This is a genomic window from Pedobacter africanus (assembly GCF_040548825.1).
Lineage (GTDB): Bacteria > Bacteroidota > Bacteroidia > Sphingobacteriales > Sphingobacteriaceae > Pedobacter > Pedobacter africanus_A.
Window position 1 is genome coordinate 2,263,062 of record NZ_JBEPSL010000001.1, and the last position, 24,741, is coordinate 2,287,802.

Consider the following 24,741-nt stretch of genomic DNA (forward strand, 5'->3'; position numbering starts at 1 on the left):
GATTTATATTTACATATAACGACTCAGAAACATGCGTAAAGAAGAAAGACACAAACTGATCATGAGGGAAATAAACCTTCATAACAAAGTGCTATCTGCCGATTTAAGTACTTTATTAAACATTTCAGACGACACTGTAAGACGCGACTTAAAGGAACTGGCCGAAACGGGTAAGCTGCTAAAAGTACACGGAGGAGCTGCCAGTAAGTCGTTTGTTTTGCCATTTAATACGCAGAACGAAGTGTATGCGTTAAACGAAAAAAAGAAAATAGCTGAAAAAACGCTAAAACTCATCAAAAATGAAATGGTTATCCTTACCGAAGGTGGAACCACCATATTAGAACTGGCAAAAATGATCCCGGAGAATCTTAAGGTTACATTCTTTACGATCAGTCCGCAGATAGCCATTACATTATCAGACCACAGCAACCTCGAAGTCATCACCATTGGAGGCAAATTAAATAAAAACGCAAACCTCCATGTAGGAGCAAGTGTGATCAATCAGTTGGTAGACATCAAAGTAGACTTATGCCTGCTGGGTGCAAATGCCTTTTCTTCTGAGGAAGGCCTTACAGACATGGACTGGGATATCGTACAGGTGAAAAAGGCAATCATCCGGTCGTCTAAAAAAACTGCGGTTTTGAGTATTTCAGAAAAATTGAATACCGCACAAAGGATAAGAATATGCGAACCCAACCATATTAATTATCTCATTACCGAACTATCTCCCGAAAGCCAGTTGCTGGCCAAGTACAGAAACGACAATTTAAAACTGCTTTAGGATGTAACCTCAGCAGTTATTGTACCCAAACTCGCCGTAGAACATTTTTTAATCCTGAAGTTGGGTTTTATATATCCCTTTTACATAAGGCAGCATATATCATATTTCAAATTATGGAGGCTAACGATCAAATAATCATATATCAAACTACAGACCGAACGACTTCTATTGAAGTTAAGCTAGAAAATGATACTATTTTGGATTACGCAAGTACAGATGCAAGAATTATTTAGCCAAACTAAACAGAATATAAGTTGCATATCAATAATATTTTCAAAGAAAATGAACTGACTAAATCTGTAACTATCAAGAAATCCTTTGACAGTTCAAAAAGAAGGAACCCGAACAGTAAAAAGAAAACTGAAGCTTTACTCTTTAGATGTCATTATCTCTTGGCTATCGCGTTAAATCTCAAAAAGGCACGCAATTTAGAATTTGGGCAAACCAAGTGTTAAAGGAATATTTAATTAAGGGCTATTCTATAAACAAGGAACTGTAATAAACGAATAGCCGCCTACCTTTTGTTTGGTTTCTAGAGAAAAACAACATTCTTTATAGAACAGATGGTTCGCAGAAAGCAAATCTGATGAAAAAGAGATGATGGTAAAAGTGGTGGTTAACCTTAGCAGAAAGATAAGGCATAAAAAAACCGGAGTAAAAACTTTTGAAAATTTTCACTCCGGTGAAGTACCCTGGAAGGGACTCGAACCCCTGACCCACGGTTTAGAAAACCGTTGCTCTATCCAGCTGAGCTACCAAGGCATCTCCTATTAAGAGCGGCAAAGATAGAAGTTAGGAAGTAAACACGCAAATTTAAATGACTATTTTCTTCTGTGGGAACTGTGTTGTATAATTGCTGATCATATTTAAAATGTAATTATCAGAAGGATAAGGTTGTAATACAGATTTTAGCATTTCCGGCCCCTCTATATCCGTGTGGTAAGAAATATAACCCATGCCATAAAATTTACCCTGCTCTACCAAAAGGCAGCTTTGCTCCTCTTCATTCCTCCCCTTATCCAATACCGCAAAAGTTGGCAGCATCCCTTTCAAATACTCAATGGCGTATTTTACACGTACATTATACGATGCGGCCGATTCCTTTCCCACACAGGCCCCACTGCATTTCCCCTCTCCATGCGCCGTACAGGCAGTCCTTTTGGTTTGAACATAACACAACTTTTCACAAAGAATATGCTCCTTTATTAAGGATCTCAATAAGTTATGCCCCTCAAGCAATGTATTGAAGCTATGCAATACCGGCATCTGCTTTTTGTATTTGTCTATACCCAACCTCATATACCCGTTTTGATCTTCAAAAACATACAAAGCATATTTTTGCTCGTGGTGCTTTAGTGCCCGGTTATTTTCAGGCCACAGCCGCTTAATCTCGGCTGCTTCCAATATAAAAGCCATGAGTTCAGTGCCACAGATCTCAAAATCTACAGAATGAATGTTTTTTAGAAATTCCTGACGCTGTTTTCCGATATTGCTTCCGGTAAAATGAGAGTAAACCCGCTTTTGAATATCTTTTGCCTTTCCAACATAAATAATCCCCCCTTTCTGGTCTTTGAAATAATAAACACCGGGCACACGTGGGAGCTTGTCAATCTGTGCCCTGGACAGATTTGGCGGTAAAAGCTGCTCTTTAGCCTTCCGGTTTAAGGTCTGCGCAATCACTCCGTCCAAATCGGACTTAATCAGCAGCCCCAGCAAAATAGCAGTTGCTTCTGCATCACCTCCTGCCCGGTGTCGGTTATGAACAGGGATACCTAAAGCAGCGCAAAGCTTGCCCAGACTGTAAGAACCGTGTCCCGGCAATAACTTCCTGCTCAACCTTACTGTACATAATTTCTGCGCATTTAACTCATAGCCCGATAAACTCAAATGATGTTTGATGAATGAAAAATCAAAATTCACATTATGCGCAACAAATACCTTGTCCAGCAGCAATTGATAGAGTTCATCAGCCACTTCTTTAAATCGTGGCGCATCTTTAACCATATCATTACTAATCCCGGTAAGTGCCTCAATATACGGTGGGATATCCATTTCCGGGTTAATCAGCGTTTCAAATCGCTTTATGATTTCTTGCCCGTCATGCACCAGCACCGATATTTCTGTAATTGCATTACCCGAAGCAAATCCTCCGGTAGTCTCAATATCTACAACAGCATACAACATCAACAATCAGTTTTACTCAGTTTAACAGACCAAATATGCTAATAATATTAGTAATATATACAAAATATTTCAACTATAACTCATGATCTGACGGGCAGCCATCAACTCGTCTCAATTTTTATCGGATTACTCAGTATCTTATGAATAGGACATTTGTCGGCAATTAACATCAAACGTCCGTGCTCCTCGTCCGTCAACGCTCCGGTAAACGTAATCTTTCGTTTAATCGTGGTCTCCTTCCCCATCTCCTCTTCCTTACAAATCGCAAGTTCAATTTTAATGTGTTCCAGGTTAAAGCCTTTTCTATCAGCATACATTCTTATGGTGATTGCGGTGCAGCTGCCTAAACTGGCCAGTAATAAGGCGGCTGGCGACATGCCCTCATCTGTTCCGCCAATATCTTCAGGTTCATCGGCATATATAAAATGCCCGCCCGAATATACCTTGGTTTTATAATGCGCCCTATCCAATTCAGTAACGGCGGTGATCTGCTTGTTCTCCATATTCTTTTTTCTTTAAAAATACATATTACCCAACATAAATAAGCTCATGTTCCATAAATGCAGAAAGGGTGCAGCAATTTGCCACACCCTTTCCTCCCAGTCAGCCTGAAAATCTATTCCGCCTCTCTTTTGATATAAGTTTTATTGCCGTTTTTATTGATATAGTATTTTCCACCACGCGGACCGGTTAAAATCTGTTCTCCGTTAGGGCCATGCAAACTTCTGTCAATCGTAGGTTTGTATTCCTTGGCAGTAGTGACAGCAGAAGTGGCCTGCTTTTTGGTTACAGCAACTTCTTTTTTCGCGGCCTTTACAGGAGCCTCAACTTTTTCCTTATTTGCCGAAAAACGTTTATCTGGCGTACCGTCTTTTTTCAAACCTGGTGCAGTTGCAGCCTCTTTTGATACAGCTTTGGTAGTCGTAGTTTTTACTTCCTTCTCAACCGCTTTGGCATTGGCATAGCGTTTATCGGGCGTGCCATCCTTTTTAAGTTTTACTCCCGCTTCCTTTGTTTTATCCTCAGCCTTTTTTGCATCGGCCTTAACTTTAGCGGCTTGTTTTTTTGCATCAGCCTTGGCTTTTGCAGTTTCTTTCTTCGCAGTTGATACCGCAGCTGTCTGCGCCATGCTCAGGTTTACACATAAACCCAGGATAGCAATTAACGATAGTAATTTTTTCATAGTTTTTTTTTATACGTTGATTTCTAGTTTGCTTATCTGACCTGCAGATAATAATATACAATTTAAGATATTGCTGCGAGTTTATGAAAAAAAATTTAAGGCTCCTGCTAAGGAAACAACCTCGGCTGGTAAACATCATTTTTTTTCGCAGCTCCGTTCTCAAAATTGGAGAGCGAAATCCCCAAGAGCCTCACACTTCTCGATGTAAAATCTATCGCCCGCAGCAGCGCATGTACTGCATCCATCATCCTGTCAAAATCAACTACTCCCTCAGTAAAGGACTTGCTCCTGGTCAGCTGTTTAAAATCACTGAATTTCACTTTTAGCGTGATGGTCCGCCCTGATAAATTGTATTGTTTAATCCGGTTAAAAACCACCTTTCCTATCTTCTCCAGTTCAATCTGCATTTCCCCGAGTTCAGTCAGGTCATACGAAAATGTATCTTCTGCACTAACCGATTTCGTTTCCTGGTTAGGTTCTACCGGACGGTTGTCTACCCCCCTCACTATTTTATAAAAAAACCTTCCGCTTTTGCCAAATAAGTTTACCAGTTCAGTTTCCGATAATTTTTTCAGATCAGCACCGGTATGCAATCCACGCATTTTCATCTTTGCTGCTGTCACCTTCCCTACTCCATGAAACTTTTCCACCGGCAATTGCTCAATAAAACGTTCCACTTTAGAAGGGCCGATAAAAGTTAAACCATCTGGTTTATTGATATCCGAAGCTATTTTGGAAACGAATTTATTGACAGATACGCCCGCCGATGCTGTCAAGTGCAGTTCATCTTTTATCGACTGTTTAATTTGCTTTGCAATGTCAATTGCAGAACCTATGCCAAGCTTATCATCGGTTACATCCAGATAAGCCTCATCTAATGAAAGCGGCTGGATCAGATCGGTATAGCGACGAAATATCTCCCTGATCTGCCTTGACACTTCTTTATACACCGCAAACCTGGGATAGACAAATATCAGATGGGGGCACAACTTTATAGCCTGCTTAGAGGGCATGGCCGAATGTACCCCATAGGCCCTTGCCTCGTAACTTGCCGTGGCAACCACTCCACCCCTGCCTTCAGGCGATCCGCCCACAGCAATAGCTTTGCCACGCAGATCAGGATTATCCCTCTGTTCTACCGAAGCATAAAATGAATCCATATCAACATGGATAATCTTACGGTATTGGGCACTGCCTTCCATTTATTCTAACCTAAACGAGAAAGGCCCCGAAATATCGGGGCCTTTCTCATAAAATCAAAGATAATTACTTTGCATTTTTTTTCTCAGTAATTTCAGTACGAATTTCCTGAGCAAGGCCTTTTAAATCCTGCATAGCTTTACGTACCCTGGTACCAGCAGCACCATTGCCTGAATTATAAAATTTGTCTGCATCAGCTTCTGCGCCAGCAATTAGTTGTTTAAGTTTTGAAAATTTTTCCATGTTTTTCTTCGTTTAAGATTTTTAAATATAAGATATAACGCGCTAAAGTTAATAATTATTGGATTTTCACCAAATGAATATTTATACACATATTTTTTTTCAGCAACAGATGTTAAAAATAATCAGACAAAGCCCTGGCATATTTTAACTGAAGGGTTTTGTGCGCTTTGTCCCTAAGTTGCCGCAGCCGTTCCTTCCCTATACTAAATATACCTACCATATCTTCAAGTGGCGTAGGCGGCTGACCGTTCATTCCATATAGCAGGATCAGAATCTTTTGCTCCCGTGTAGGTAAACGGCTTATTGCCCGGTGCAGATCAATCAATATAGACTCATCCCTGGTCAAATGATCTGTATCTTTTATGCTTTTATCGGCCAGTTTATCCATCAAGGTCAGCTTGCTTTCCCCATCCACCACACGATCCAGTGAATAAGGTATAACACCCGTATTCATATATAGCGCTACCTGGTCTTTTGTAAATCCTGTAGCCTCCGCCAGCTCTTCAATGCCGGGTACCCTTTCCAGTTGCTGCTCCAGTTTTAAGCCTGCCAGATTGATTTTTGACAATGCCGCCAGTTGGTTCGCAGGCAGGCGCACCAAACGTTTCTGCTTCGCAATCGCCGATAAGATAGACTGGCGAATCCACCATACTGCAAATGTAATGAACTTAAAGCCCATAGTGGGGTCAAACCGCTGAGCCGCAGTTATCAATCCTACATTGCCCTCACTTATCAAATCGCAAAGCAACAGGCCCCTGCCTTCGTAATTCTTCGCAATTGAAACCACAAAACGCAGGTTACCGGCTACCAATTTGCTCAGGGCCTGCTGATCACCATTCCGCACCCTTCTGCTCAGGAGAACTTCTTCATTCATATTTAGCAACTCAATTTTACCAATATCCCTTAAATACCTTTCAACAGCATCCGAATCTCTCCTGGTAATAGACTGTGCTATCTTTAACTGTCTCATATCAATTTATTTTTTCTTGTCTTTTACAAAACTCGCAAGCTAAAACTGAAAAATTAGCAACTCTGTCAATTTCCGGTCGCTGTCCGGTTTTACCCTGTCTTTACCATACATTATTGGCTTCAAGACAAAATCCACATCAAATACAAAATAAAATTTTGGCGCATATAAAAAATACCGACAAATTATCGGCTTACCTGTTTTATAGCCTTATATTTGGGACCAACTAACTAACCATAAAAAACCAATATCCAGCCTCAGTCAGATGATACCTAACCTCGACCCACTTGATTATGAAATATTAAGGATCCTTGTTCGCAATGCCAGGTTAAACACCAAAGAGATCGGCATGAAACTCAACCGCTCCAAATCTGTCATTTCAGAGAGAATAAACCGAATGGAAGCGAATGGCATTATTAAAAATTATATCGCAATTGCCGACCATAAAAAGGTGAGCAGTTTGTTCATCAGCTGTGTACTTGTGCGGGTAAACGATCATACTTCCCAGGCGCTCGATCTTTTCAGGAATGCCATATCAGATTTTGAGGAAGTTCTCGAATGCCTCCACATTACGGGACATTTCGATTTTTACATTAAAGTGGTAGTCGAAAACATGGCCTCCTACAACTATTTCCTAACCGAGAAGCTAGGCCATGTATCCAACCTGGCAGAAGTAAAATCCTTACCAGTAATTGATGAGGTAAAAAGAGAAGTACGCTACCCGGTATTTAATTAAAGAGAGCGTACAATATGGTGCTGTACGCTCTAATGCTACATTCTTCGCCTAACCCGGTTAAAGCTTAATTGTAATTTGGGTTTTGGTCCATTTTTGGATTAGCAAGCAATTCTGCCTGTGGAATTGGCCAGATCATATCCCGGTTAGCCTTGGCAGATCTCACCTCTACATTCACAGGCTGGTTTGTTGCCGGATCAATTGCCCCGTATACCTGCCCGTTCATTACCTGTTCAAATATCCCCCATCTTCTGATGTCGTAATAACGCACACCTTCAAATGCAAGTTCAACCCTGCGTTCCCTTCTCACCAATTCTCTTAGTTTATCCTGAGTGTTGTAAACTGCCACGTTTACATTCGGCATGCCTGCGCGGTTTCTGATCTCGTTTAAATATTTAACAACGTCAGGGTTACCATAATCTCCCGTTTCAACCAGGCATTCTACATAATTTAACAGCACTTCTGCATAACGCATAATCATAAAATCAAGCGTTCTTGTTCCTGTTTTATCTTTTGGGTCAAGGTACTTATTTATCCAAAATCCTGTAGAGGTTGAATTCTGATCTCCCAGTTTATCCAGTCCCGCCTCAAAAGGTTTAAGCACTACTCCGGTATAATTGGTGCCTGGCAAAATGATGGAAGCAATCATCCTCGGATCCCTGTTATTTCTGTAATTGGGTTCTTTGGCATAAATGGCTGCCGAATCAGGGCCAAGCTCTTCCAGTGTTTTCCCTTGCCTGGTTTCGTAAGCATTAACTATAGAGGCAGTTGGGGAAACCACTGTTTTTCCTCCAGTTCCCTGCGGTGCAAAAGTAAGCCACTGATTACCACCAGAAGTGATTTCCCTGAAAAAGATCCGCTCATTATTGATTTCCCCTGTATACAAGAATAAATCAGCGTAGCTATTTCGTAAAACAGTGCTTTTGCGCAAGCTATATTCACCCATATCAATAATTGCTTTGGCAGCATCTCTTGCCAGCTGGTAATCTTTATTATATAAAGCATATTTGGAAATAAGGCCCCAGCAGGTGGCTGCCGACATACGTTTGAGATCGGCATTATTTACATATTTTGGCGGCAGACTACCACTTTTAGCACATTCGGTAAGTTCTGCTATTACAAAATCATAAACCTCTTTAGCAGTGTTCCTTGGTAAATAACTATCATTTGGAGCTACCGATTGTTTCATAATGGTTATTCCTCCAAAAAACATAGACAGTTCCATGTGGTAATAGGCACGCAGTGCCCGGGCCTCATAAATGTACTGGCTTTTAAGTGCTTCTACAGGCAGATATGCCCTGTCTATGTTCTCCAGAAAACGATTAGCCCTCCTGATGTCACGATAATCGTCGTCCCATATCATTCTTCCAACTCCCCAGTTGGCCCCCTGTACGCCTTTTACATAAGATTCATAATCACCACGTAAATTTTGTCTTGCAACTGCATTGTCGCTCATGGCATCCAAAAACATCAATTGACGCCCGGAAGAGCCATCCGGTATACCTGCATAAACAGAATTTAAAGCCGCGGTTATATTCGGTTCCGTATTCCACCAAATTTCATCATATACATCCTGAGGGTTATCGTGTGTCAGGAATTTTTCACAACTGCTGGTGGACAGTAATAAACCGGTAAACACCAGATAATATATATATTTCATATCAATTAGAATTAAAATTTAACACTGAATCCCAAAGTATAAAGCTTAACCAACCCATATGTCCATTGATAACCCCTGCTTTCAGGGTCTGTAATTTTCACCGAAGTAAATGTCACAGGGTTCTGAGCATTAAAATAGGCCCTGATAGAGTTCACTCCCAACTTTTTTACAAAAGGACTGTTAAAGTTGTACCCCAACTGTACATATTTTACCCTGAGGTAAGCCCCATTCTGAAACCAGAAATCTGACGATAATTTATTGTTGGCCGGTGTTACATTTAAACGGGGGAAGCGGGCGTTTGTGTGCTCCGGAGTCCAGTAATTGTCAGCATAATATGTGGTAGGAACACCGCCATCTGCACTAAAATCCAGAGGAAAAGCAAACATACCAAACAATACAGCATCAGATTTCCCCGCACCTTGTAACAAGGTCTCAAGATCAAAGTTTTTGTAAGCCAGCCGAAAATTGGCAAAATAGTTGACCTGAGGGACAGGATTGCCAATGAGCCCCTGGTCACCCAGACCGATTACTTTATCACCGTCCAAATCCATATACCTGATATCACCTGGCTTGGCATTAGGTAAAACCGGCACTAAAGGGTTACCATTTGCATCAAAGTCGGCAGACTGAAGTAAGCCGGCAGTACGGTATCCGTAAATACCTCCCACAGGACCTCCCACCTTAGTTACCACAGTTGTAGTCGTTATGTCATTCCCCTGGAGCTTAAGCACTTCGTTTTTGTTATAGGAAATACCAGGCCTGAAAGAGATGTCTACATGCTGACCGATCTTATCGTTATAATTTAAAGAAAGTTCCCAGCCTTTATTAGACACCTCGCCAGCATTTACAGGAACATCCGACTCAAAACCACCAACCAAAGGTAACACCGGAAGCATGATCATATCTTTCGTCTGTTTATCATAGTAATCGAAAGTCAGCTCCAGTTTATTATTTTTCATTAACCCAAGATCAAAACCGACATCCAGCATGTTTACCGACTCCCAGGTAATATCAGGATTACCATAAGTAGTTTCTACGCCGCTCGAATTGTTAATTAAAGTCTGGTATCTGTAAAGACCTATATTATCGTTACCTAATTTACCATAAGAAGCGCGAAGCTTAAAATTGTTAATTAAACGACTGTCCTTAAGAAAATTCTCATGGTGTATATTCCAGCCCAATGCAACGGAAGGGAAAACACCAAATTTATTACCAGGCCCGAAACGTGAAGACCCATCTGTACGTACAGTACCTTCCAGCAAGTATTTGTCTTTATAGGAATAATTCAATTTGGCATATCCCGATATAATGGAATTCACGTCCCATGAACCACTGTTATTTTCTTCCTGCGAATAACCTGCCAGGGCAAACACTCTGTGATCTCCTACATTTAAAGTATAATCTGCCGCCAGCCCAGCATAATAGTAAGTAGTTCTGGCCATAGAGTTAGTCCGTTGTATCCCCCAGGTTCTCAGTAACGCTCCTGTAAAATAATCAAAATGGTTAAAGTTTTCGCGCGTATCCCTGCTTATATCACTGTTTAACCTGAAACTAAATTGCCCCTTAAGGTTAAAATTCTTAAACATTTCCCATTTTGGCTGCAGGTTGATGCTGGTTTGTCCAAATTCGAATGCACGGGTACCACCTACTTCAGTATAGGCAAGCGGGTTCACAATGTCCACATGCTGACCATAAAAGGTACGTCCTTCTTTTACTGGAAATTTTGGGATGATGGTGGGCGGAACCCTATACATATCCTCTAAAAGTCTGTTACCCGAATTTCCCGAAGCACTCGGTCTGTTGGGCTGCTGTGTATTCCTTTTAATGGCCAGCAAATCCAGGTTCACCTGAAATTTATCACTTAAGGAAATTGTAGTATTTGCCCTGATGTTAAAACGCTTCATATTACTTAAAGGAATAATCCCTTTTTGATAAGTATAATTTCCGGTCAGTGCAAATCTGGCCACACTGCTTCCGCCACTCAATGAAATCGAGTTACTTGTAATTGGCGCAGCATCATCAATCAACATATCCAGCCAGTTGCTATTGGCAAAAGCCTTACCATTGTTAGCCACAGGATCCATGCCATTTCGGGTATTGTCTATCTGTTCCTGGGTAAAAGGCAAGGTATTACCCGGATTGCTGTTGTAGCTAGCCTCATTGTACATGCGCATATACGTAGGTGCATCTACGGTAGCTGGTAAGGCAGAAGCCTGTTGTACGCCATAATAACCATCGTAAACCACCGACACCTTACCGGCAACACCTCGTTTGGTAGTTACCACAATTACGCCGTTTGCACCCCTCGATCCATAACTGGCCGCAGCGGCCGCATCTTTAAGCACCGTTACGCTCTCTACAGTTACCGGATCTATATGGTTCATATCCATGGGGATACCATCTACCAGAACCAAAGGGTCCGAATTCCCGGTAGTGCTGATACCGCGGATCTTAATAGCAGCCGCATCACCGCCCGGAAGCCCTGATGCCTGGGTAACGTTTATACCCGTCACACCACCCTGCAGAGATTGCGACAGGGTGGTGATGGGTTTCCCTTCTACATTTGATTTGATGTTCAGAGATGCCACAGAACTTGCAATGTGTTTCTTTTGCTGTTCGTTTAAACCTACCACAATAATCTCATTCAGCGCCGATACATTTTCCTTAAGCGATACGTTAAGGCTCCTGTCAGCTTTTAACACCGTATATTCAAAGCTCAGGTAACTGATCATCGAAAACACAAGCACATCACTCTTCTTTGCCTTGATCGTAAAATAACCGTCCCCGTCTGTTGTCGTTCCTGTAGTCGAGCCTTTTATTCTGATACTCACGCCAGGTAATGCAGAGGGCGGCTCATGCGTATCATATACGCGTCCCCTTATGGTCAGCAAGCTATCCTGTGCTTTTCTTCCCTCCGGTTCTCCGGGCAAAATAACAACCTGCCTTCCTGATATTGCATAACTCAGGCCACTATCTTTTAAAGCCCGGTCTAAAATTTCTTTTATGGTTTTATTGTTTAATTTAAGGTTTAACTCTTCGTACTTGTTTAGTTTAATGAAATCGTCTTTATAAATGATTAAGTAATCGCTCTGCTTTTGAATCTGTTGAAATAATTCCGGTAAATTCCCCCGGTTCAGGTCTATATTCATACGAACCTGGGCTTTTGTGTTGGCATAAGCGGTCATCATTCCCATCCATAATAAAACCATTATTACTTTCATAGTTCTTATTATTTTAGTTTTGAGCCTTAAATAGAATGCATGAGGTTCACATACATGAAGTTTTTTCATATTTTTGTTAATGAGTTAAATAATAGCTTGAATTGGTTATTGTTTGGAGGAGATGTTGTCGCATCTCCTTTTTTCATCAATAGTTAGCGTTTTCTCAGTTCCACCCTCCTTTCTGAACTATTGTATACATAAGACGTTCCCGAAAATAAAACCTTTAATACATCCTCTGCAGCACGCTGAAGATAGAGTGTACCAGAAAAGGTTTCACTCAGGTCTAGCCCCTGCGTACCGATCTCAATACGATAATATCTTGCTACCTTCTGTACAATTTCTTCGAGTGATTCCTGTTCAACATGCAGCAAGCCTTCCTTCCAGGATTCAAACTCTGCTGTCTTTACTTCCGCTATCTGAAGCTTATTGGCTTTAAGGTCATAGCTGATCTGCTGCCCCGGAACCAGTTTCTTTTCCACTTTATTTAACCAGTTACCTGTCGAAAAAGATATGCTTCCCTTAACCAGAACAGCGTAATTTTTGTCGCTTTTCGCATCCGAACTCACGTAAAACTCGGTTCCCAACACCTTAATGTCCATATTGGTGGCCCGCACATAGAATGGATGCGCCTTATCGTGGGTCACATCAAAATAAGCTTCACCTTCCAGATAAACCTCTCTGCTGTCACCCGAAAAAACAACCGGATAAATCAGCCTGGAGCCAGAATTCAGCCATACTTTGGTACCATCAGGGAGTTTAATTACCGAACGCTGGGCAGCTCCGACAACCAGGGTATTAAAATCATTGGTCGTAATGATGTTCTCTTCTTCATTTACAGTATCAGATGCCTGAACCTGTCCTTTTATCGCTGTCTTATTCATCGCGGCGCTTTTCCTGGTTACATTTTGTGCCGCAAATTCCATCAGCTTATGCGTAGGCGTATATTGCAGGTACTGCCACATTCCTATACCCAGTACCGCAAACAAAACTGCCGCTGCCTGCAGGTATAATTTCCAGGTGTACCGTTTAGGTTTAGCTACTGCCTCCTGCTCAATCCGTTCCCACAAGCCCGCAACCTCCAGCGCTGTCAATTTCTCCTGACCGGCATTTTTTACAGCAGCCTTAATTTCTTCCCCAAGCTCCCGCTCGCTGTCAGAAACCAGGTGCTCCTTTCCCTCCGGAACACGGCCCGATAAAAAATCTTCAGCTTTATAATTGTTCTTTGAATCCATTTATACACTTTATAGTGTATACAGAGTGAGGAACTCCGATTTTATAGACGATTATTTTAAAAAAAAATAAAAATCGCTTCCTGACGCATCTCAGGCCAGTATTTTATAGAGATGGTTCACTACCATACGCTCCCTCAACTGCTTTACACCACGATAAACCAGGGTGCGGCAGGTCTCCAGTGAAACATTCATGACCAGCGCTATCTCCTCATATTCCAGTTCGGCATTAAACCTCAGGTAAAGGGCTTCCTTCTGTCTGCTTGGCAGCAGTTCCAGCTGTTTATTCAGCTTTAACAAAAGTGCCGATTCCTGCTCATCCTGAATGATTTGCTCTTCAACACTCCCTGAAAGTAAAAAAGGCACTTCAAAGCTGTGATTGGCCTCCACAGCCTGCTTCTTTAACACCAGACAAATCTTGCGCTTAAGCGAAGTAAAAAGATAAGATTTTACATTTACTTCGGGAGCCAGCGTTTTACGATATTTAAACAGATCAACAAACAAATCCTGTATCCCGTCCTTCACCAGTTCCCCATCTTCCGTAAACCTTAAGCCAAAAGCATACAACACATCAACAAATTGTTTATACAGCAAGTTCAGGGCATCGGTATCCCCGTTAATGAATGAAGTCCATAAATCTCTATCTGTTTCTCTAAACATCATTCAATAGTTTTCATAAAACTTTTCGCTGCTGTTCAATTATTTGGTTATTATGATGAAGTTCTGAACGGTATATCAATATTAAGAAAAAATAATTTAAAACCTTAACGATTTTTAGTGCTGCAAGCTAGCTTAGTCATATAAATTTAAACACCATCTGGTATTAATAATACATTAAAAATCCCCGGCTTTTTTATCAGACCGGGGATATTATTTTGTTATTAAAGTTGCTATTTAAGCTGTACAATCTGCCCTGTTCTTACCGACTCATCACAGGCAAAAGCAATTTTCAGACTGTTGATGGCATCGGCTGTAGGCTCATCCAGATCAATATCTTCCAGTATCGCCTTCAAAAAGTAGCGCTGTTCCCGGTTGCACAGTTCCTGGTGACCGGGTTCATCCTTAAGGTCTACCCAGCTGTCGGCTTTCGCAAACTTATCTGCTGCATCAAGATCAGCATAATGCACCTTAATCGATTCGGTTTTGGTATGCGCATCTATATTGTCCGAATTGCCTGATGCGCCTGCTTGTTTTGCTACAATGGATACCGAACCTTTCGGGCCGATTACATCTTTTACAAAAAAGGCGGTCTCGCTCATCATCGGCCCCCAGCCAGCTTCGTACCAGCCCACAGAGCCATCTTCAAAACGGATCTGCAGCTGCCCGTAATTGTAATTGCCTGCCGGGATTTCTTCCGTCAGCCTTGCCCCAATGGCGCTTACCTGCAAAGGTTTGGAACGCGTCATCTGGCACATCACGTCAATATAATGCACCCCGCAATCCACAATAGGGCTCAGGCTCTTCATCAGGTTGCGGTGCACCGTCCATTTCGCACCCTGGCTCTGCTGGTTCAGGTTCATCCGCATCACCAGCGGTTTGCCCATTTCCGAGGAAAGTTCAATGAATTTCTCCCAGGAAGGATGATAGCGTAAAATATAACCGACCAGCAATTTTTTATTGTACCTTTTAGCGGCTTCGGCTACACGCTCCGCACCGGCTACCGAATCGGCCAGTGGTTTCTCTATAAATACATGTGCCCCCGCCGCCATTGCCTTAATGGCAAAAGCTTCGTGCGTATCCGGATAGGTAGAAATACATACCGCCTCAGGTTTGGTTTGCTCCAGGGCCTGGTCATAATCACTGAATAAGGGGTAACCGCCGCCCAGCGCTTCATTTAAAACCACTTTGCTGTTCCCGGTAGATACCAGGCCGCAAATCTCAAATCCGGGAAGTGTATGGTAGGCTGTGGCATGGGAAGCCCCCATATTGCCACAGCCCACTACCAATACCCTTAATTTTTTTAGTCCTACAGACATGCTTTCAATTTAAATTATACGCCTAAACTCCAGCCCTTACGGTACTCGCGTTTTACATATTGGTTTACCTCATCAAAATTCGTCACCCGCATGTTCTCTTTATCCCAAAGCAGTTTCATGTCCCTGCCCGGATAAAACACCTTACCATCTGCTTTTGTACGCGGCACATCAGTACCCCTTATGGCCAGATTGGCAATCAACAACGTTTCGGTAAGCGGGCCTGCAACATCAAAAGGCGAACTTAGCTGCACCTTTCCATAGCCTGCAATCGCGGCCTCTGCCCATTGTGTATAATGCCCGTCAACATCACCAGGTACACGTGCCAGTTTCTTTTTGGTGCGCACCTCGTTGTTGCGGGTTAACGGCAGCAGTTTCGGATTGGCACCGTACACACCGCACATCATCTTTCCTTTGGTACCTTCAAACAACACACCGTTGTCGCCAAACGATTCATTTGGCAGCAATTCTTCCGGACGTTCAGGCTTAATGCCCCCATCCATCCAGTGCATTTTCAGGTTCCCCTTGGTCTTTTTCGTTTTTTCGAAAGTCATGATCACATGACTTGAAGGCGGACAACTGTCCGGGAAATAACCTCTTTTAAATTCATCCAGGTATAAAGTACCTACGCTGCATTGTACATCAAGCGGAGTATCCAGTCCCAATACCTTTACCGAAGGCTCAACCAAATGGGCACCCATATCACCTATAGCGCCTGTCCCGTAATCCCACCAGCCGCGCCAGTTAAAGGGCACCAGCTTTTCTACATAAGGTTTATAGGGGGCAGAGCCCAGCCATAAGTCCCAGTCCAGTTCAGCAGGCACCGCCCCTGGTGTCGAAGGCCATAAAAGGCCCTGCGGCCAGGTAGGCCTGTTTGTCCAGCAATATACCGTATGCACCTTGCCAATCTGTCCGTCGTCCAGCCATTCCTGCAATTGCCGTACCCCTTCTCCTGATGCACCCTGGTTACCCATCTGCGTCACCACCTTATAGCGTTCGGCAGCCTCTCTCAGCTTACGTGCCTCATAAATGTCGTGCGTCAATGGTTTTTCCACATATACGTGTTTACCCAGCTGCATGGCCGCCATGGCAATCATGGCATGGTTATGATCTGGTGTCGATACCACTACCGCATCTATACTTTTACCATCCTTGTCCAGCATTTCGCGGTAGTCCCTGTAATACTTTGCCTTTGGAAAAGCCTTTACAGAATTGGCCGCCCTGCGGTCATCCACATCGCATAAAAATGCGATCTCCGATTTACCGCCGCTATATATTTTGGCCAGGTTACTCTCACCCTTACCGCCTACACCTACACCGGCAACCATCAGGCGGTCACTCGGTGCCAGAAAGCCCCTTCCGCCCAATACATGGCGCGGCACAATCATAAAACCCGCTGCAGCCAATCCTGCAGTCTTGATAAATTTTCTCCTTGAATTGATTGCTGCAGAATCCTTTTTCTCTTCCATCATAATTTACACTTCCTGATACAACCTGTTTTCTATTTCTTAACGCTCTTCACGCTCTTAACGTTCTTTGCACTAAGGTCTTTGATCCTGATGTTTTTGAACTGCACCGGCGAACCGTGACCAAGGAAACCGATGTGGCCACTTTCACGCTGCAAGCCAGGGTGTGGTTTTCCATCAGCAGCACCATTTTTACGTGCTTCAGTGATGTCGCCATCCAGGATTACGGTGCCGTTCAGGATCACCTTAATTTTAGGGCCTTTTACAATTACCTCCTCATAGTTCCATTCACCTACAGGTTTAAGGAAACCTCTTTTGGCAGGGATGGTTCCATATACAGAGCCATGGTACTGGTAAACGTGCAGATTTTTATAGATCGGTGCATCGTTGTCCAGGATCTGCAATTCCATACCCTGGTAAGCTGCATCACCTGTTAAAGGTGCCCTGATGCCCAGGCCATTGTTTGCGCCCGGGGTCAGCTGAAATTCAAAACGGAAAATGAAATCACTGAATTCCTCTTTGGTAAACAGGTTACCACCAGAGCCCTTTCCAGGTTTCGGGCGGATAGAGATGTTGCCATCTTCAATGATATATTCCGTAGTGTTACCAGTCCAGTTGTGCATATTGGTACCGTCAAACAATACCTTGTAACCTTCTTTCTTCTCCTGCGCACTCAGTTCAAATGGTTTCGGACGCGGGATCTCACGGATGTAAATGTCTCGGTAAGCTACCGGCGAACCATGGGCCTGCAGTTCGATCTGCTCTTCAGCAAAGATTGGCAGGTTTCTGTCCCAGTAATTTTCCAGGATCACGTTATCGGTTACCAGTACCCCGTTCAGGTATACGGTAACACGATCGCCCTTCATTAAAATGCGGAAGGTGTTCCATTCATCCAGTTTGTTATCGGCAACCTGAAGCGGTTTGCTTTCATGAACTTTATTGTTGTACAAACCACCAGAACCTACCTGGGCACCAGCCTTCACACGGGCGTTGTCCCAGATCTGAACCTGTGGCGTACCGCGCAGGTAAATGCCGGCATCACCTTCGCCTTTTTTATCGTCAATGATCTTCCAGTCCACCAGCATCTCGAAATCGCCATACTTCTTTACTGTGGCCAGGTTGTTGCCATGGCTCATAAAATGCAGCTCACCGTTCATGGGCTTCCAGCTTTCACGTGCCGATGCATCTGCTTTTTCCTGTGCATCTGCAAGGGTTTTGGCATCCATTTTCGAACGTTTTATCGGATCAGCTACCAGGCCTTTCCAGCCGGTAAGATCGGTGCCGTTGAATGCCTGAACAAAACCTTCACCCTGTGGCATTTCGGCAAGGTATTTACGCATGGCCTCAATCTGGTATTCGGCATCACCACCTTTAATAGTAGCAATGGTTTTATTGAGCAGGTCTTTTACAATCGTTCCTTTGTACGACTTATCGGCCAGGGCAATGTTCATTACCGCATTGGCGGCAGGTTGCTGTAAAGCGGCATTGTCTAAATACCTGCCCGCAAACAATAAGGAATTAAAACACTTGGCCTGCTCCAGGTCTTTTAAGATCTGTCCTTGCTGGGCCGGGGTTTTGGCAACAGCCATGGCCTCGCGAAGCAGCAACAACCTTTGCTCCGGCTGGTATTTTGTAGTTCTTACCAGGCGCAGGTAACCATTAAGAGCCTGGTCCAGGTAAGCCGCATTGGCCGGCTCACGGCTGATCTTTATCAGTTCTCCGGCTGCACCAGCATCTGTCCATGACGACAAAGCTGCAATTGCCGCTTTTTTGGTTTGCTCATTACCGCTGTTAAAGGCTTCAGAAACCGCTTTCAAGGATTTCTCTCCACCCAAACTGCCCAGCATTTTATAATACAATTCTTTTTTGGCATCAGGTGCCGCAGTCATTTGCTGTAAAACTGCATCTACCTGCTGGTCCCTGTTTTGCGTACCTTTTACAGCTGCAATAACAGCTTCCTGTACCTTTACCAGTTCATCCTGGTTGCTGGTTTCATTCAGCAAAGTGAACAACTGCGGCAGGTTATCGCTGGTTACGGTTTGTTTCAATGCCGAGAAAGCAGCTTGCCTTACCTCCGGGTTTTTACTTTTCAGTAAAGCAGAAACAGTACCCAATTGTGCATTTGCAGCTTTCGCGGCCAATACATTGATCAGGGCCACCTGTACTTCCGGTTTTGCTTTAGGGATAAAGGCAGCAACCTTAGCACCTATGCCCTCGCCTTTCATTCTTAAAATGGTATTGGAAAGCGCAGTTATATCGGCCGCATCACCTTTGCCCATTACTTTAAGTAAGGCTGGCAGCGATGCCTCTTCGCCAATATTACCCGTTGCAGCAAAGGCGGCGGCCCTTACAGCGGCATCATTACTTTTAAACAGTTTACTGATCGAAGGCAATATCGATTGCACTTTACTCTCGCCCAGCATATTTAAAATGGCAACCTGTGTTTCAGGATCAGCTTTTGCGGCCTTTTTAACCCATTGTTCTGCGGTTGCAGGGCTAAGTTTAGGCAAGGCAAATTTCAATGCTGCAGCGCGGTATTCAAAGCTTTTATCGTCCATCGCAGCCATCAGGTATTCATCGCTCTGCTGTGTGCTGAAATCAGAAACGATCTTCAATGCGGCAGTACGTGTATGTACCTGGTTGTCGCCAGTAGCCTTTTCCAGTAGCTGTTTGGCTATTTTATTGGCCAAAGCCTTATCACTGCCTTTCATCAGCTCAGTGGCGTAAATGCCATAGGCGGCAACAGCATTTGTTTTATCGTATTTAAAGCCAGCTTTTTCAGCAGCGGTGGACATTACGCCCTCTGAAGCCGGATCGGCAATGTAAGCCAATGCATACAAAGCCATTTTAGCCAGGTCATCTCCACCGGTAGTTAAACCAGCTATCGCTTTGGCTGCTTCCCTGCTCCTGCTATCTCCCAAAGCCTCAACAATAGAAAGGCGGGCAGCGCCAGAAGATTTGGCCAGGCTATTCAGCAGTGCTGTTTTTGCAGCAGCCGAGTTCACCTTAACCAGGGCCCTTGCCGCAGGATCTGCCAGCTGGGCATCTGTTAAATAACCTTCCAGGCAAGCCACAGCATCGTCTTTGCCTACAGTTTCCAGCTGAGCGATGAGGAAGGATTTGTTTTGTTTGTCCGATACTTTGGCCAGGGCTTTGCAGTAAGCGTTTACGCTCATTTTTCTCCAGGCTTCCTGTCCGGGCTGGGTCACATAGCCTGAAAATCCGCCAATAGCATATTCCAGCAGGGCATTGTTTCCTTTGCCCGGCGCGGTTAAACCGCTAATCAGGGTTACATAACCATCCTCGCCCATATTGGCAATTTCCTGCATGTTTGCTTTCAGCTGTTTGGCATCCCTGGCAGGCAGCTGCGCCAGTAAATCTGCAATTCTGGTGGTGATGGTACGTTGGTCTGTTTTGTCCTGCGCAAGGGCCTGATATTGCAGCATTACGGCAGCGAGCAGAACAAAGAATATCTTTTTTATCATTATAGTAAGGGTAAAAGGTTAATTCTAAATATTTTAAAAAGGATTAAATTAAATGGTAAAAGGAGCACGCATAACCGGGTTAATCAATCGGTTGGCGCCCTCATCATCAATAAATTCCTGTTTAACCGGGTCAAACTTCAGGTTGCGTCCCAAACGCAGGGCAGCAAGACCTATGTTAATGATGTTACATGAACGGTGCCCGTTCTGCTCATTTAAGGCAAACTGCTGTCTTGTTCTTACCGCTTCGCTGAAATCTGTGAGTTGCGGTGCCGGATCAGGGAATGCAGCAAGCTTGCGTTCCAGATCAGGAATGTCCGACTTAAACCCTGGATAAAGCTTTCCTTTTGGTCCTTCAATATAAGGTACATTCGCATCCTTGGCCTCACCATCTAAAATAATCTGGCAGCCATCAGCATAAGTATAAGTTATCCTGCGCCAGATGCCTACCGCATCGGTATGTTGTTGCGGGGCATCAATTTCAACCGAAACGGGGTTGGTATCGTCTTTACCTAAAAAGTACTGGATCGGGTCCAGGTAATGCTGTCCCATATCACTTAAACCGCCGCCATCATAGTCCCAGTAACCCCTGAAAGTCTGGTGCACGCGATGTGTGCTGTAAGGTTTATAAGGTGCCGGGCCAAGCCAGGAATTGTAATCCAGCTCTGCAGGTACCGGCTCAGGAGGTAAATTATCCTTGCCCACCCAGAAAAATTTCCAGTCGTACCCTGTATGCCTGCTTACCGTAACCTTTAAAGGCCAGCCCAGCAAACCACTGTCTACCAATTTTTTCACCGGCTTAACGGTAGTGCCCAGTCCATAAAAAGTATCTTTAAAACGGAACCAGGTATTCAGCCTGAAAATCCTCCCATTGGCCTGTACAGCCTCCATTACCCTTTTTCCCTCGCCTATGGTATGTGTCATTGGTTTTTCGCACCAAATGTCTTTACCGGCGTTGGCCGCATCAACAGCCATAATGCCATGCCAGTGCGGTGGTGTCGCTATGTGCACAATATCTACTTCGGGAAGCTGGATCATCTCACGGTAGTCGCTAAAGGTTTTTACCCCCTTATCCAGCATAGGCAGCGACTTGGCGATGTGTCTCTTGTCTACATCGCAGATTGCAACTACCTGTGTGCCTTCATATGGGAAGTGGTTACGGCCCATGCCGCCAACACCAATAACGGCCTTGGTTAGCTTATCACTTGGTGCAATAAATCCCTGCCCGCCCAATACATAGCGCGGAACAATGGTAAATGCGGCCAATCCTACCGCAGTCTTTTTAATGAAATCTCTTCTGGAGTTTGCTTGTTGTGGTTCTTTGGGTTTCATGTCAGCTTTGTGTTGTTATCATGGTTCATACTTTTCCAAACATCAAAAGTCCGGTACTTGCATGGTTAATATTAGGGAGAAATTGTTAAAATCACAAAACATCGTTTAATTATTTACGTATTAAAAATACTTTTATAAAATTTTAACATAAGTTCTCTATATTTAACCAAATAGAGCAATTAAATTCATGAATCTTAGTCTATTAAATCACATAACAAAACCAACGCAGGATAAACAGCTGATACACCAATACCAGCTCGTCAAACATCTTTTTAATCTGGGGCCATGTTCTGTCTCCGCCTTATGCCGTACCATGAACATGAGCACCCCCAGTATTCTAAAACTGATCAGCAGCTTAACAGCTGAAGGCTGGATAGAAAAAAAAGGTTATGGCGTATCTATTGGCGGCAGGAAACCTGATCTCTATAGCCTAAAAGATAAAAAGATCCTGATCCTTTGTATTGACATTGCCTTGTTTCACACCAAGATAGCGATTATCGACAACAACTATAACTATATAGTAGAAGCCCAGACCATCGCCCTGCCCATCTCCAAAAGCACCCGGTCCGATTTCCTCAATATATTAGGCAGCCAGGTACAGGACATCCTGAAAGACCATCACATCAGCCAGGAGGCTTTGATTGGCTGCAGCGTAGGTATGCCGGGCCTGATCGATTCTGAAAAAGGGAAAAGCTACAGCTATTTTCTTAGTGATGAAGAAGACATCTCGCTCACAACAGAATTTGAGAAAACGCTGAAACTCCCCGTTGTGATCCAGAATGACGTCAACGGATCGTCTATGGCCGAATTTACACATGGCATGGCAAAGGGTAAACAGAATGTCCTCATCCTGTTAATGGACCTCGGTGTCGGACTCGGCATCATCATGGATGGCAAACTGAGAAAAGGTGCCTGCGGGTTTTCGGGCGAACTGGGGCACATCCCCTTTGTAGAGAACGGGGCCCTGTGTTACTGCGGCAAACACGGCTGCCTGGAAACCATTACCTCGGGCAATGCCTTATCAGAAATGGCAAAAGAAGGCATCATGGCCGGCAAAAATTCCATGCTCAACAAACTCAGCAAAGAAGAACTGCAAAGGATTGAACCTGCTGTAATTATAGAAGCAGCAAACAAAGGCGATCAGTACGCCATACAGCTGCTTTCCAATATCGGCACCTATATGGGCAAAGGTATTGCCATGCTCATCCAGCTCTTTAACCCGGAGCTCATTATTTTAAGCGGTAAAATTGCCGAAGCCAAACAATACATCACCCTGCCCATGCAGCAGGCCATCAATACCTATTGTATGACCCAGATCAGGGAGCGCACCACCATCCTCTCTTCCGAACTAGGTGAAAACTCAAGGCTGCTGGGTTATGCCACAACCGGAATCGATCATTTCCTGGATACCTGCATCCAGAAAGCCGGAAAACCAAAGTCGAAGCTTCAGGTTCAGTAATAATTTAATACTTTTTATACTGAACAACTATTTTATATTTTCATTTGTTGTTAACTTGTAATAGCTAAAGACAATATATGGCATTTATAGATTACTACCAGACACTTGGAATTGATAAAACAGCCTCCCAGGACGATATCAAAAAAGCTTACCGCAAGCTGGCCAGAAAGTACCATCCCGATCTGAACCCTAACGACAAAGAAGCCAACAAACGTTTCCAGCAAATTAATGAAGCCAATGAAGCCCTTAGCGATCCGGAAAAAAGGAAGAAGTACGATGAATATGGCGAGCATTGGAAAAATGCAGAGCAATTTGAACAGGCCAAACGGGCACAGGCTCAGCAACAGCAGCAATACCAGGGTTCGGGAAATCCTTTCGGCGGCAGCACTTCCGGCAGTTATACTGCCGAAGATTTCGGGGGCGGCGATTTCTCGGAATTCTTTGAAAACATGTTCGGAAAAGGTGCAGGACGCCAAGGCGGCAGTCAGGTTAAATACAAAGGCCAGGACTACCAGGCCGAGCTGCAGCTTGAGCTGATGGATGCCTATAAAACCCATAAACAAACCCTCACCGTAAACGGAAAGAACCTGCGCATTACCATTCCTGCAGGGATTGCCGACGGACAGGTGATCAAACTGGGCGGACAAGGCGGCCCGGGCAGGAATGGCGGACCAAACGGCGATCTGTACATCACGTTCAACATCGCAGCCCACCCTGTTTTCAAGCGGTTAAATGATGATGTATACCTCAACAAAGAGATCGATCTGTATACTGCGGTGCTGGGTGGCGACGTTACAGTAAATACAATCGATGGAGTGGTGAAATTAAAAGTTGCACCAGGTACCCAAAACGGAGCAAAAGTGAGGTTAAAGGGCAAAGGCTTCCCTGTTTACAAAAAAGAAGGGCATTTCGGGAACCTCTTTGTAACCTATACGGTAACAATCCCCGCTATGCTCACTGAAAAACAACAGGAATTGTTTAAAGAATTACAAAAACTGGAATCATGAACAACGAACTTATCACTATAACAGAGTATTGTGTGAAATACGAGATTGATCCTTTATTCATCAACTCCCTGGAAGAATCCGGTATCATTGTATTTACCAACGTAGGCCTTGAAAAATTTATACATACCGCCCAGTTTGCCGAAATTGACAGGTACATACATTTCCATTACGACCTGCACATCAATATAGAAGGCATTGACGCGATACGCCATTTGCTGAACAAGGTAAGCGACCTTCAGGACGAGATTAGTCAATTAAAAAGGCAGTTGTTGCTGCATGAGAGTCAATAGTTATTATCGGCCCAACCAATAACTTTTAAAACTATCCCACTCCCAATTTCGACCGGCCCTTCATAAAATTTAAACAGCGTTCCAGGTTGAATTTCTCCTAACAGTTCATTTGAGAAAAATTTTATCTCTACCGTTCCTTTATCACCTGGCTTTAAATCGTCATTATTTAACAAATTTATCGAACCAGAGGTTTGCATTTTATCTACAAAATTAAAACCTGGCCTATACCCTGTTTTTATTGGCCAGGTCCTACCACCTTCCGCCTTTATTTTTATTTCCGCCTCTATTTTAAATACTCTGTTCATTTTAGCTTATTGAGTACCTACCTATT

General features: G+C 43.7%; 21 protein-coding genes and 1 tRNA gene. 6 read left to right on the forward strand and 16 right to left on the reverse strand.

Features of this window, described 5'->3' with window-relative positions:
- Positions 1-31 precede the first annotated feature (31 nt).
- Together ABIE26_RS09285 and rhuM are read left to right on the forward strand one after the other, a co-directional pair.
- Positions 32-781 (forward strand): DeoR/GlpR family DNA-binding transcription regulator, encoded by a 750-nt coding sequence (locus tag ABIE26_RS09285; RefSeq protein ID WP_354375443.1) that lies wholly within the window; start codon positions 32-34, stop codon positions 779-781.
- A gap of 379 nt (positions 782-1,160) precedes the next feature.
- A complete protein-coding gene (rhuM, locus tag ABIE26_RS09290) occupies positions 1,161-1,280 on the forward strand; it encodes a RhuM family protein (RefSeq protein ID WP_354375445.1) in 120 nt (39 codons plus the stop codon).
- A 189-nt stretch (positions 1,281-1,469) separates the two neighbouring features.
- Here rhuM and ABIE26_RS09295 read toward each other — a convergent pair.
- From ABIE26_RS09295 to ABIE26_RS09325, 7 genes are all read right to left on the reverse strand, one after another.
- A tRNA-Arg gene (locus tag ABIE26_RS09295) sits at positions 1,470-1,543 on the reverse strand.
- 51 nt (positions 1,544-1,594) lie between these two features.
- Positions 1,595-2,965, reverse strand: coding sequence for an exonuclease domain-containing protein (locus tag ABIE26_RS09300; protein ID WP_310137521.1), 1,371 nt, complete (start codon positions 2,963-2,965; stop codon positions 1,595-1,597).
- A gap of 101 nt (positions 2,966-3,066) precedes the next feature.
- Positions 3,067-3,468, reverse strand: coding sequence for an OsmC family protein (locus ABIE26_RS09305; protein WP_310137520.1), 402 nt, complete (start codon positions 3,466-3,468; stop codon positions 3,067-3,069).
- Positions 3,469-3,581: 113 nt separating this feature from the next.
- The gene (locus tag ABIE26_RS09310; RefSeq protein ID WP_310137518.1) at positions 3,582-4,148 is read right to left on the reverse strand and encodes a hypothetical protein; all 567 of its coding nucleotides are present in this window, start codon (positions 4,146-4,148) and stop codon (positions 3,582-3,584) included.
- A 107-nt stretch (positions 4,149-4,255) separates the two neighbouring features.
- A complete protein-coding gene (dinB, locus tag ABIE26_RS09315) occupies positions 4,256-5,308 on the reverse strand; it encodes a DNA polymerase IV (RefSeq protein ID WP_409035650.1) in 1,053 nt (350 codons plus the stop codon).
- A 106-nt stretch (positions 5,309-5,414) separates the two neighbouring features.
- Complete coding sequence (locus ABIE26_RS09320; protein ID WP_084236237.1) at positions 5,415-5,591, reverse strand: histone H1; 177 nt, start codon at positions 5,589-5,591, stop codon at positions 5,415-5,417.
- A 112-nt stretch (positions 5,592-5,703) separates the two neighbouring features.
- A complete protein-coding gene (locus ABIE26_RS09325) occupies positions 5,704-6,561 on the reverse strand; it encodes a sigma-70 family RNA polymerase sigma factor (protein WP_310137511.1) in 858 nt (285 codons plus the stop codon).
- Positions 6,562-6,823: 262 nt separating this feature from the next.
- Here ABIE26_RS09325 and ABIE26_RS09330 point away from each other — a divergent pair, with 262 nt between their 5' ends.
- Complete coding sequence (locus ABIE26_RS09330) at positions 6,824-7,294, forward strand: Lrp/AsnC family transcriptional regulator (protein ID WP_310137508.1); 471 nt, start codon at positions 6,824-6,826, stop codon at positions 7,292-7,294.
- 64 nt (positions 7,295-7,358) lie between these two features.
- Here ABIE26_RS09330 and ABIE26_RS09335 read toward each other — a convergent pair whose 3' ends face one another.
- From ABIE26_RS09335 to ABIE26_RS09370, 8 genes are all read right to left on the reverse strand, one after another.
- A complete protein-coding gene (locus ABIE26_RS09335) occupies positions 7,359-8,951 on the reverse strand; it encodes a RagB/SusD family nutrient uptake outer membrane protein (RefSeq protein WP_310137507.1) in 1,593 nt (530 codons plus the stop codon).
- 11 nt (positions 8,952-8,962) lie between these two features.
- Positions 8,963-12,172, reverse strand: a complete 3,210-nt coding sequence (locus ABIE26_RS09340) for a TonB-dependent receptor (protein ID WP_310137505.1) — start codon at positions 12,170-12,172, stop codon at positions 8,963-8,965.
- Positions 12,173-12,324: 152 nt separating this feature from the next.
- Complete coding sequence (locus ABIE26_RS09345) at positions 12,325-13,404, reverse strand: FecR family protein (protein ID WP_310137502.1); 1,080 nt, start codon at positions 13,402-13,404, stop codon at positions 12,325-12,327.
- Between the two features lie 90 nt (positions 13,405-13,494).
- On the reverse strand, positions 13,495-14,064 hold the full coding sequence (locus ABIE26_RS09350) for an RNA polymerase sigma factor (RefSeq protein ID WP_310137499.1): 570 nt from the start codon (positions 14,062-14,064) through the stop codon (positions 13,495-13,497).
- Between the two features lie 227 nt (positions 14,065-14,291).
- Positions 14,292-15,377, reverse strand: a complete 1,086-nt coding sequence (locus tag ABIE26_RS09355) for a Gfo/Idh/MocA family protein (RefSeq protein ID WP_310137496.1) — start codon at positions 15,375-15,377, stop codon at positions 14,292-14,294.
- Between the two features lie 14 nt (positions 15,378-15,391).
- A complete protein-coding gene (locus ABIE26_RS09360) occupies positions 15,392-16,846 on the reverse strand; it encodes a Gfo/Idh/MocA family protein (RefSeq protein WP_310137495.1) in 1,455 nt (484 codons plus the stop codon).
- Between the two features lie 29 nt (positions 16,847-16,875).
- Positions 16,876-20,325: a family 16 glycoside hydrolase gene (locus ABIE26_RS09365; RefSeq protein WP_310137492.1), complete on the reverse strand. Its 3,450-nt coding sequence runs from the start codon at positions 20,323-20,325 to the stop codon at positions 16,876-16,878.
- 48 nt (positions 20,326-20,373) lie between these two features.
- Positions 20,374-21,654, reverse strand: coding sequence for a Gfo/Idh/MocA family oxidoreductase (locus tag ABIE26_RS09370; RefSeq protein WP_310137489.1), 1,281 nt, complete (start codon positions 21,652-21,654; stop codon positions 20,374-20,376).
- Between the two features lie 313 nt (positions 21,655-21,967).
- Between ABIE26_RS09370 and ABIE26_RS09375 the strand changes: the two genes are divergently transcribed.
- The 3 genes from ABIE26_RS09375 (at position 21,968) to ABIE26_RS09385 (ending at position 24,410) form a co-directional block, all read left to right on the forward strand.
- Positions 21,968-23,113, forward strand: a complete 1,146-nt coding sequence (locus ABIE26_RS09375) for an ROK family protein (protein WP_310137487.1) — start codon at positions 21,968-21,970, stop codon at positions 23,111-23,113.
- Between the two features lie 77 nt (positions 23,114-23,190).
- A complete protein-coding gene (locus ABIE26_RS09380) occupies positions 23,191-24,120 on the forward strand; it encodes a J domain-containing protein (protein WP_310137483.1) in 930 nt (309 codons plus the stop codon).
- The gene (locus ABIE26_RS09385) at positions 24,117-24,410 is read left to right on the forward strand and encodes a chaperone modulator CbpM (protein WP_310137481.1); all 294 of its coding nucleotides are present in this window, start codon (positions 24,117-24,119) and stop codon (positions 24,408-24,410) included. The genes ABIE26_RS09380 and ABIE26_RS09385 overlap by 4 nt, the downstream gene beginning before the upstream one ends.
- Here the strand turns inward: ABIE26_RS09385 and ABIE26_RS09390 are convergent.
- A complete protein-coding gene (locus ABIE26_RS09390; RefSeq protein WP_310137480.1) occupies positions 24,404-24,715 on the reverse strand; it encodes a hypothetical protein in 312 nt (103 codons plus the stop codon). The two genes, ABIE26_RS09385 and ABIE26_RS09390, sit on opposite strands and share 7 nt — an antisense overlap.
- Positions 24,716-24,741 lie beyond the last annotated feature (26 nt).

Coding starts and splice junctions, on each gene's coding strand:
- ABIE26_RS09300 (WP_310137521.1), bottom strand. CDS start 2,965: ATGTTGTATGCTGTTGTAGATATTGAGACTACCGGAGGATTTGCTTCG.
- ABIE26_RS09385 (WP_310137481.1), top strand. CDS start 24,117: ATGAACAACGAACTTATCACTATAACAGAGTATTGTGTGAAATACGAG.
- ABIE26_RS09340 (WP_310137505.1), bottom strand. CDS start 12,172: ATGAAAGTAATAATGGTTTTATTATGGATGGGAATGATGACCGCTTAT.
- ABIE26_RS09380 (WP_310137483.1), top strand. CDS start 23,191: ATGGCATTTATAGATTACTACCAGACACTTGGAATTGATAAAACAGCC.
- ABIE26_RS09310 (WP_310137518.1), bottom strand. CDS start 4,148: ATGAAAAAATTACTATCGTTAATTGCTATCCTGGGTTTATGTGTAAAC.
- ABIE26_RS09345 (WP_310137502.1), bottom strand. CDS start 13,404: ATGGATTCAAAGAACAATTATAAAGCTGAAGATTTTTTATCGGGCCGT.
- ABIE26_RS09370 (WP_310137489.1), bottom strand. CDS start 21,654: ATGAAACCCAAAGAACCACAACAAGCAAACTCCAGAAGAGATTTCATT.
- ABIE26_RS09320 (WP_084236237.1), bottom strand. CDS start 5,591: ATGGAAAAATTTTCAAAACTTAAACAACTAATTGCTGGCGCAGAAGCT.
- ABIE26_RS09325 (WP_310137511.1), bottom strand. CDS start 6,561: ATGAGACAGTTAAAGATAGCACAGTCTATTACCAGGAGAGATTCGGAT.
- ABIE26_RS09330 (WP_310137508.1), top strand. CDS start 6,824: ATGATACCTAACCTCGACCCACTTGATTATGAAATATTAAGGATCCTT.
- ABIE26_RS09365 (WP_310137492.1), bottom strand. CDS start 20,325: ATGATAAAAAAGATATTCTTTGTTCTGCTCGCTGCCGTAATGCTGCAA.
- ABIE26_RS09375 (WP_310137487.1), top strand. CDS start 21,968: ATGAACATGAGCACCCCCAGTATTCTAAAACTGATCAGCAGCTTAACA.
- ABIE26_RS09285 (WP_354375443.1), top strand. CDS start 32: ATGCGTAAAGAAGAAAGACACAAACTGATCATGAGGGAAATAAACCTT.
- ABIE26_RS09355 (WP_310137496.1), bottom strand. CDS start 15,377: ATGTCTGTAGGACTAAAAAAATTAAGGGTATTGGTAGTGGGCTGTGGC.
- ABIE26_RS09360 (WP_310137495.1), bottom strand. CDS start 16,846: ATGATGGAAGAGAAAAAGGATTCTGCAGCAATCAATTCAAGGAGAAAA.
- ABIE26_RS09305 (WP_310137520.1), bottom strand. CDS start 3,468: ATGGAGAACAAGCAGATCACCGCCGTTACTGAATTGGATAGGGCGCAT.
- dinB (WP_409035650.1), bottom strand. CDS start 5,308: ATGGATTCATTTTATGCTTCGGTAGAACAGAGGGATAATCCTGATCTG.
- ABIE26_RS09335 (WP_310137507.1), bottom strand. CDS start 8,951: ATGAAATATATATATTATCTGGTGTTTACCGGTTTATTACTGTCCACC.
- ABIE26_RS09350 (WP_310137499.1), bottom strand. CDS start 14,064: ATGATGTTTAGAGAAACAGATAGAGATTTATGGACTTCATTCATTAAC.
- ABIE26_RS09390 (WP_310137480.1), bottom strand. CDS start 24,715: ATGAACAGAGTATTTAAAATAGAGGCGGAAATAAAAATAAAGGCGGAA.
- rhuM (WP_354375445.1), top strand. CDS start 1,161: ATGTCATTATCTCTTGGCTATCGCGTTAAATCTCAAAAAGGCACGCAA.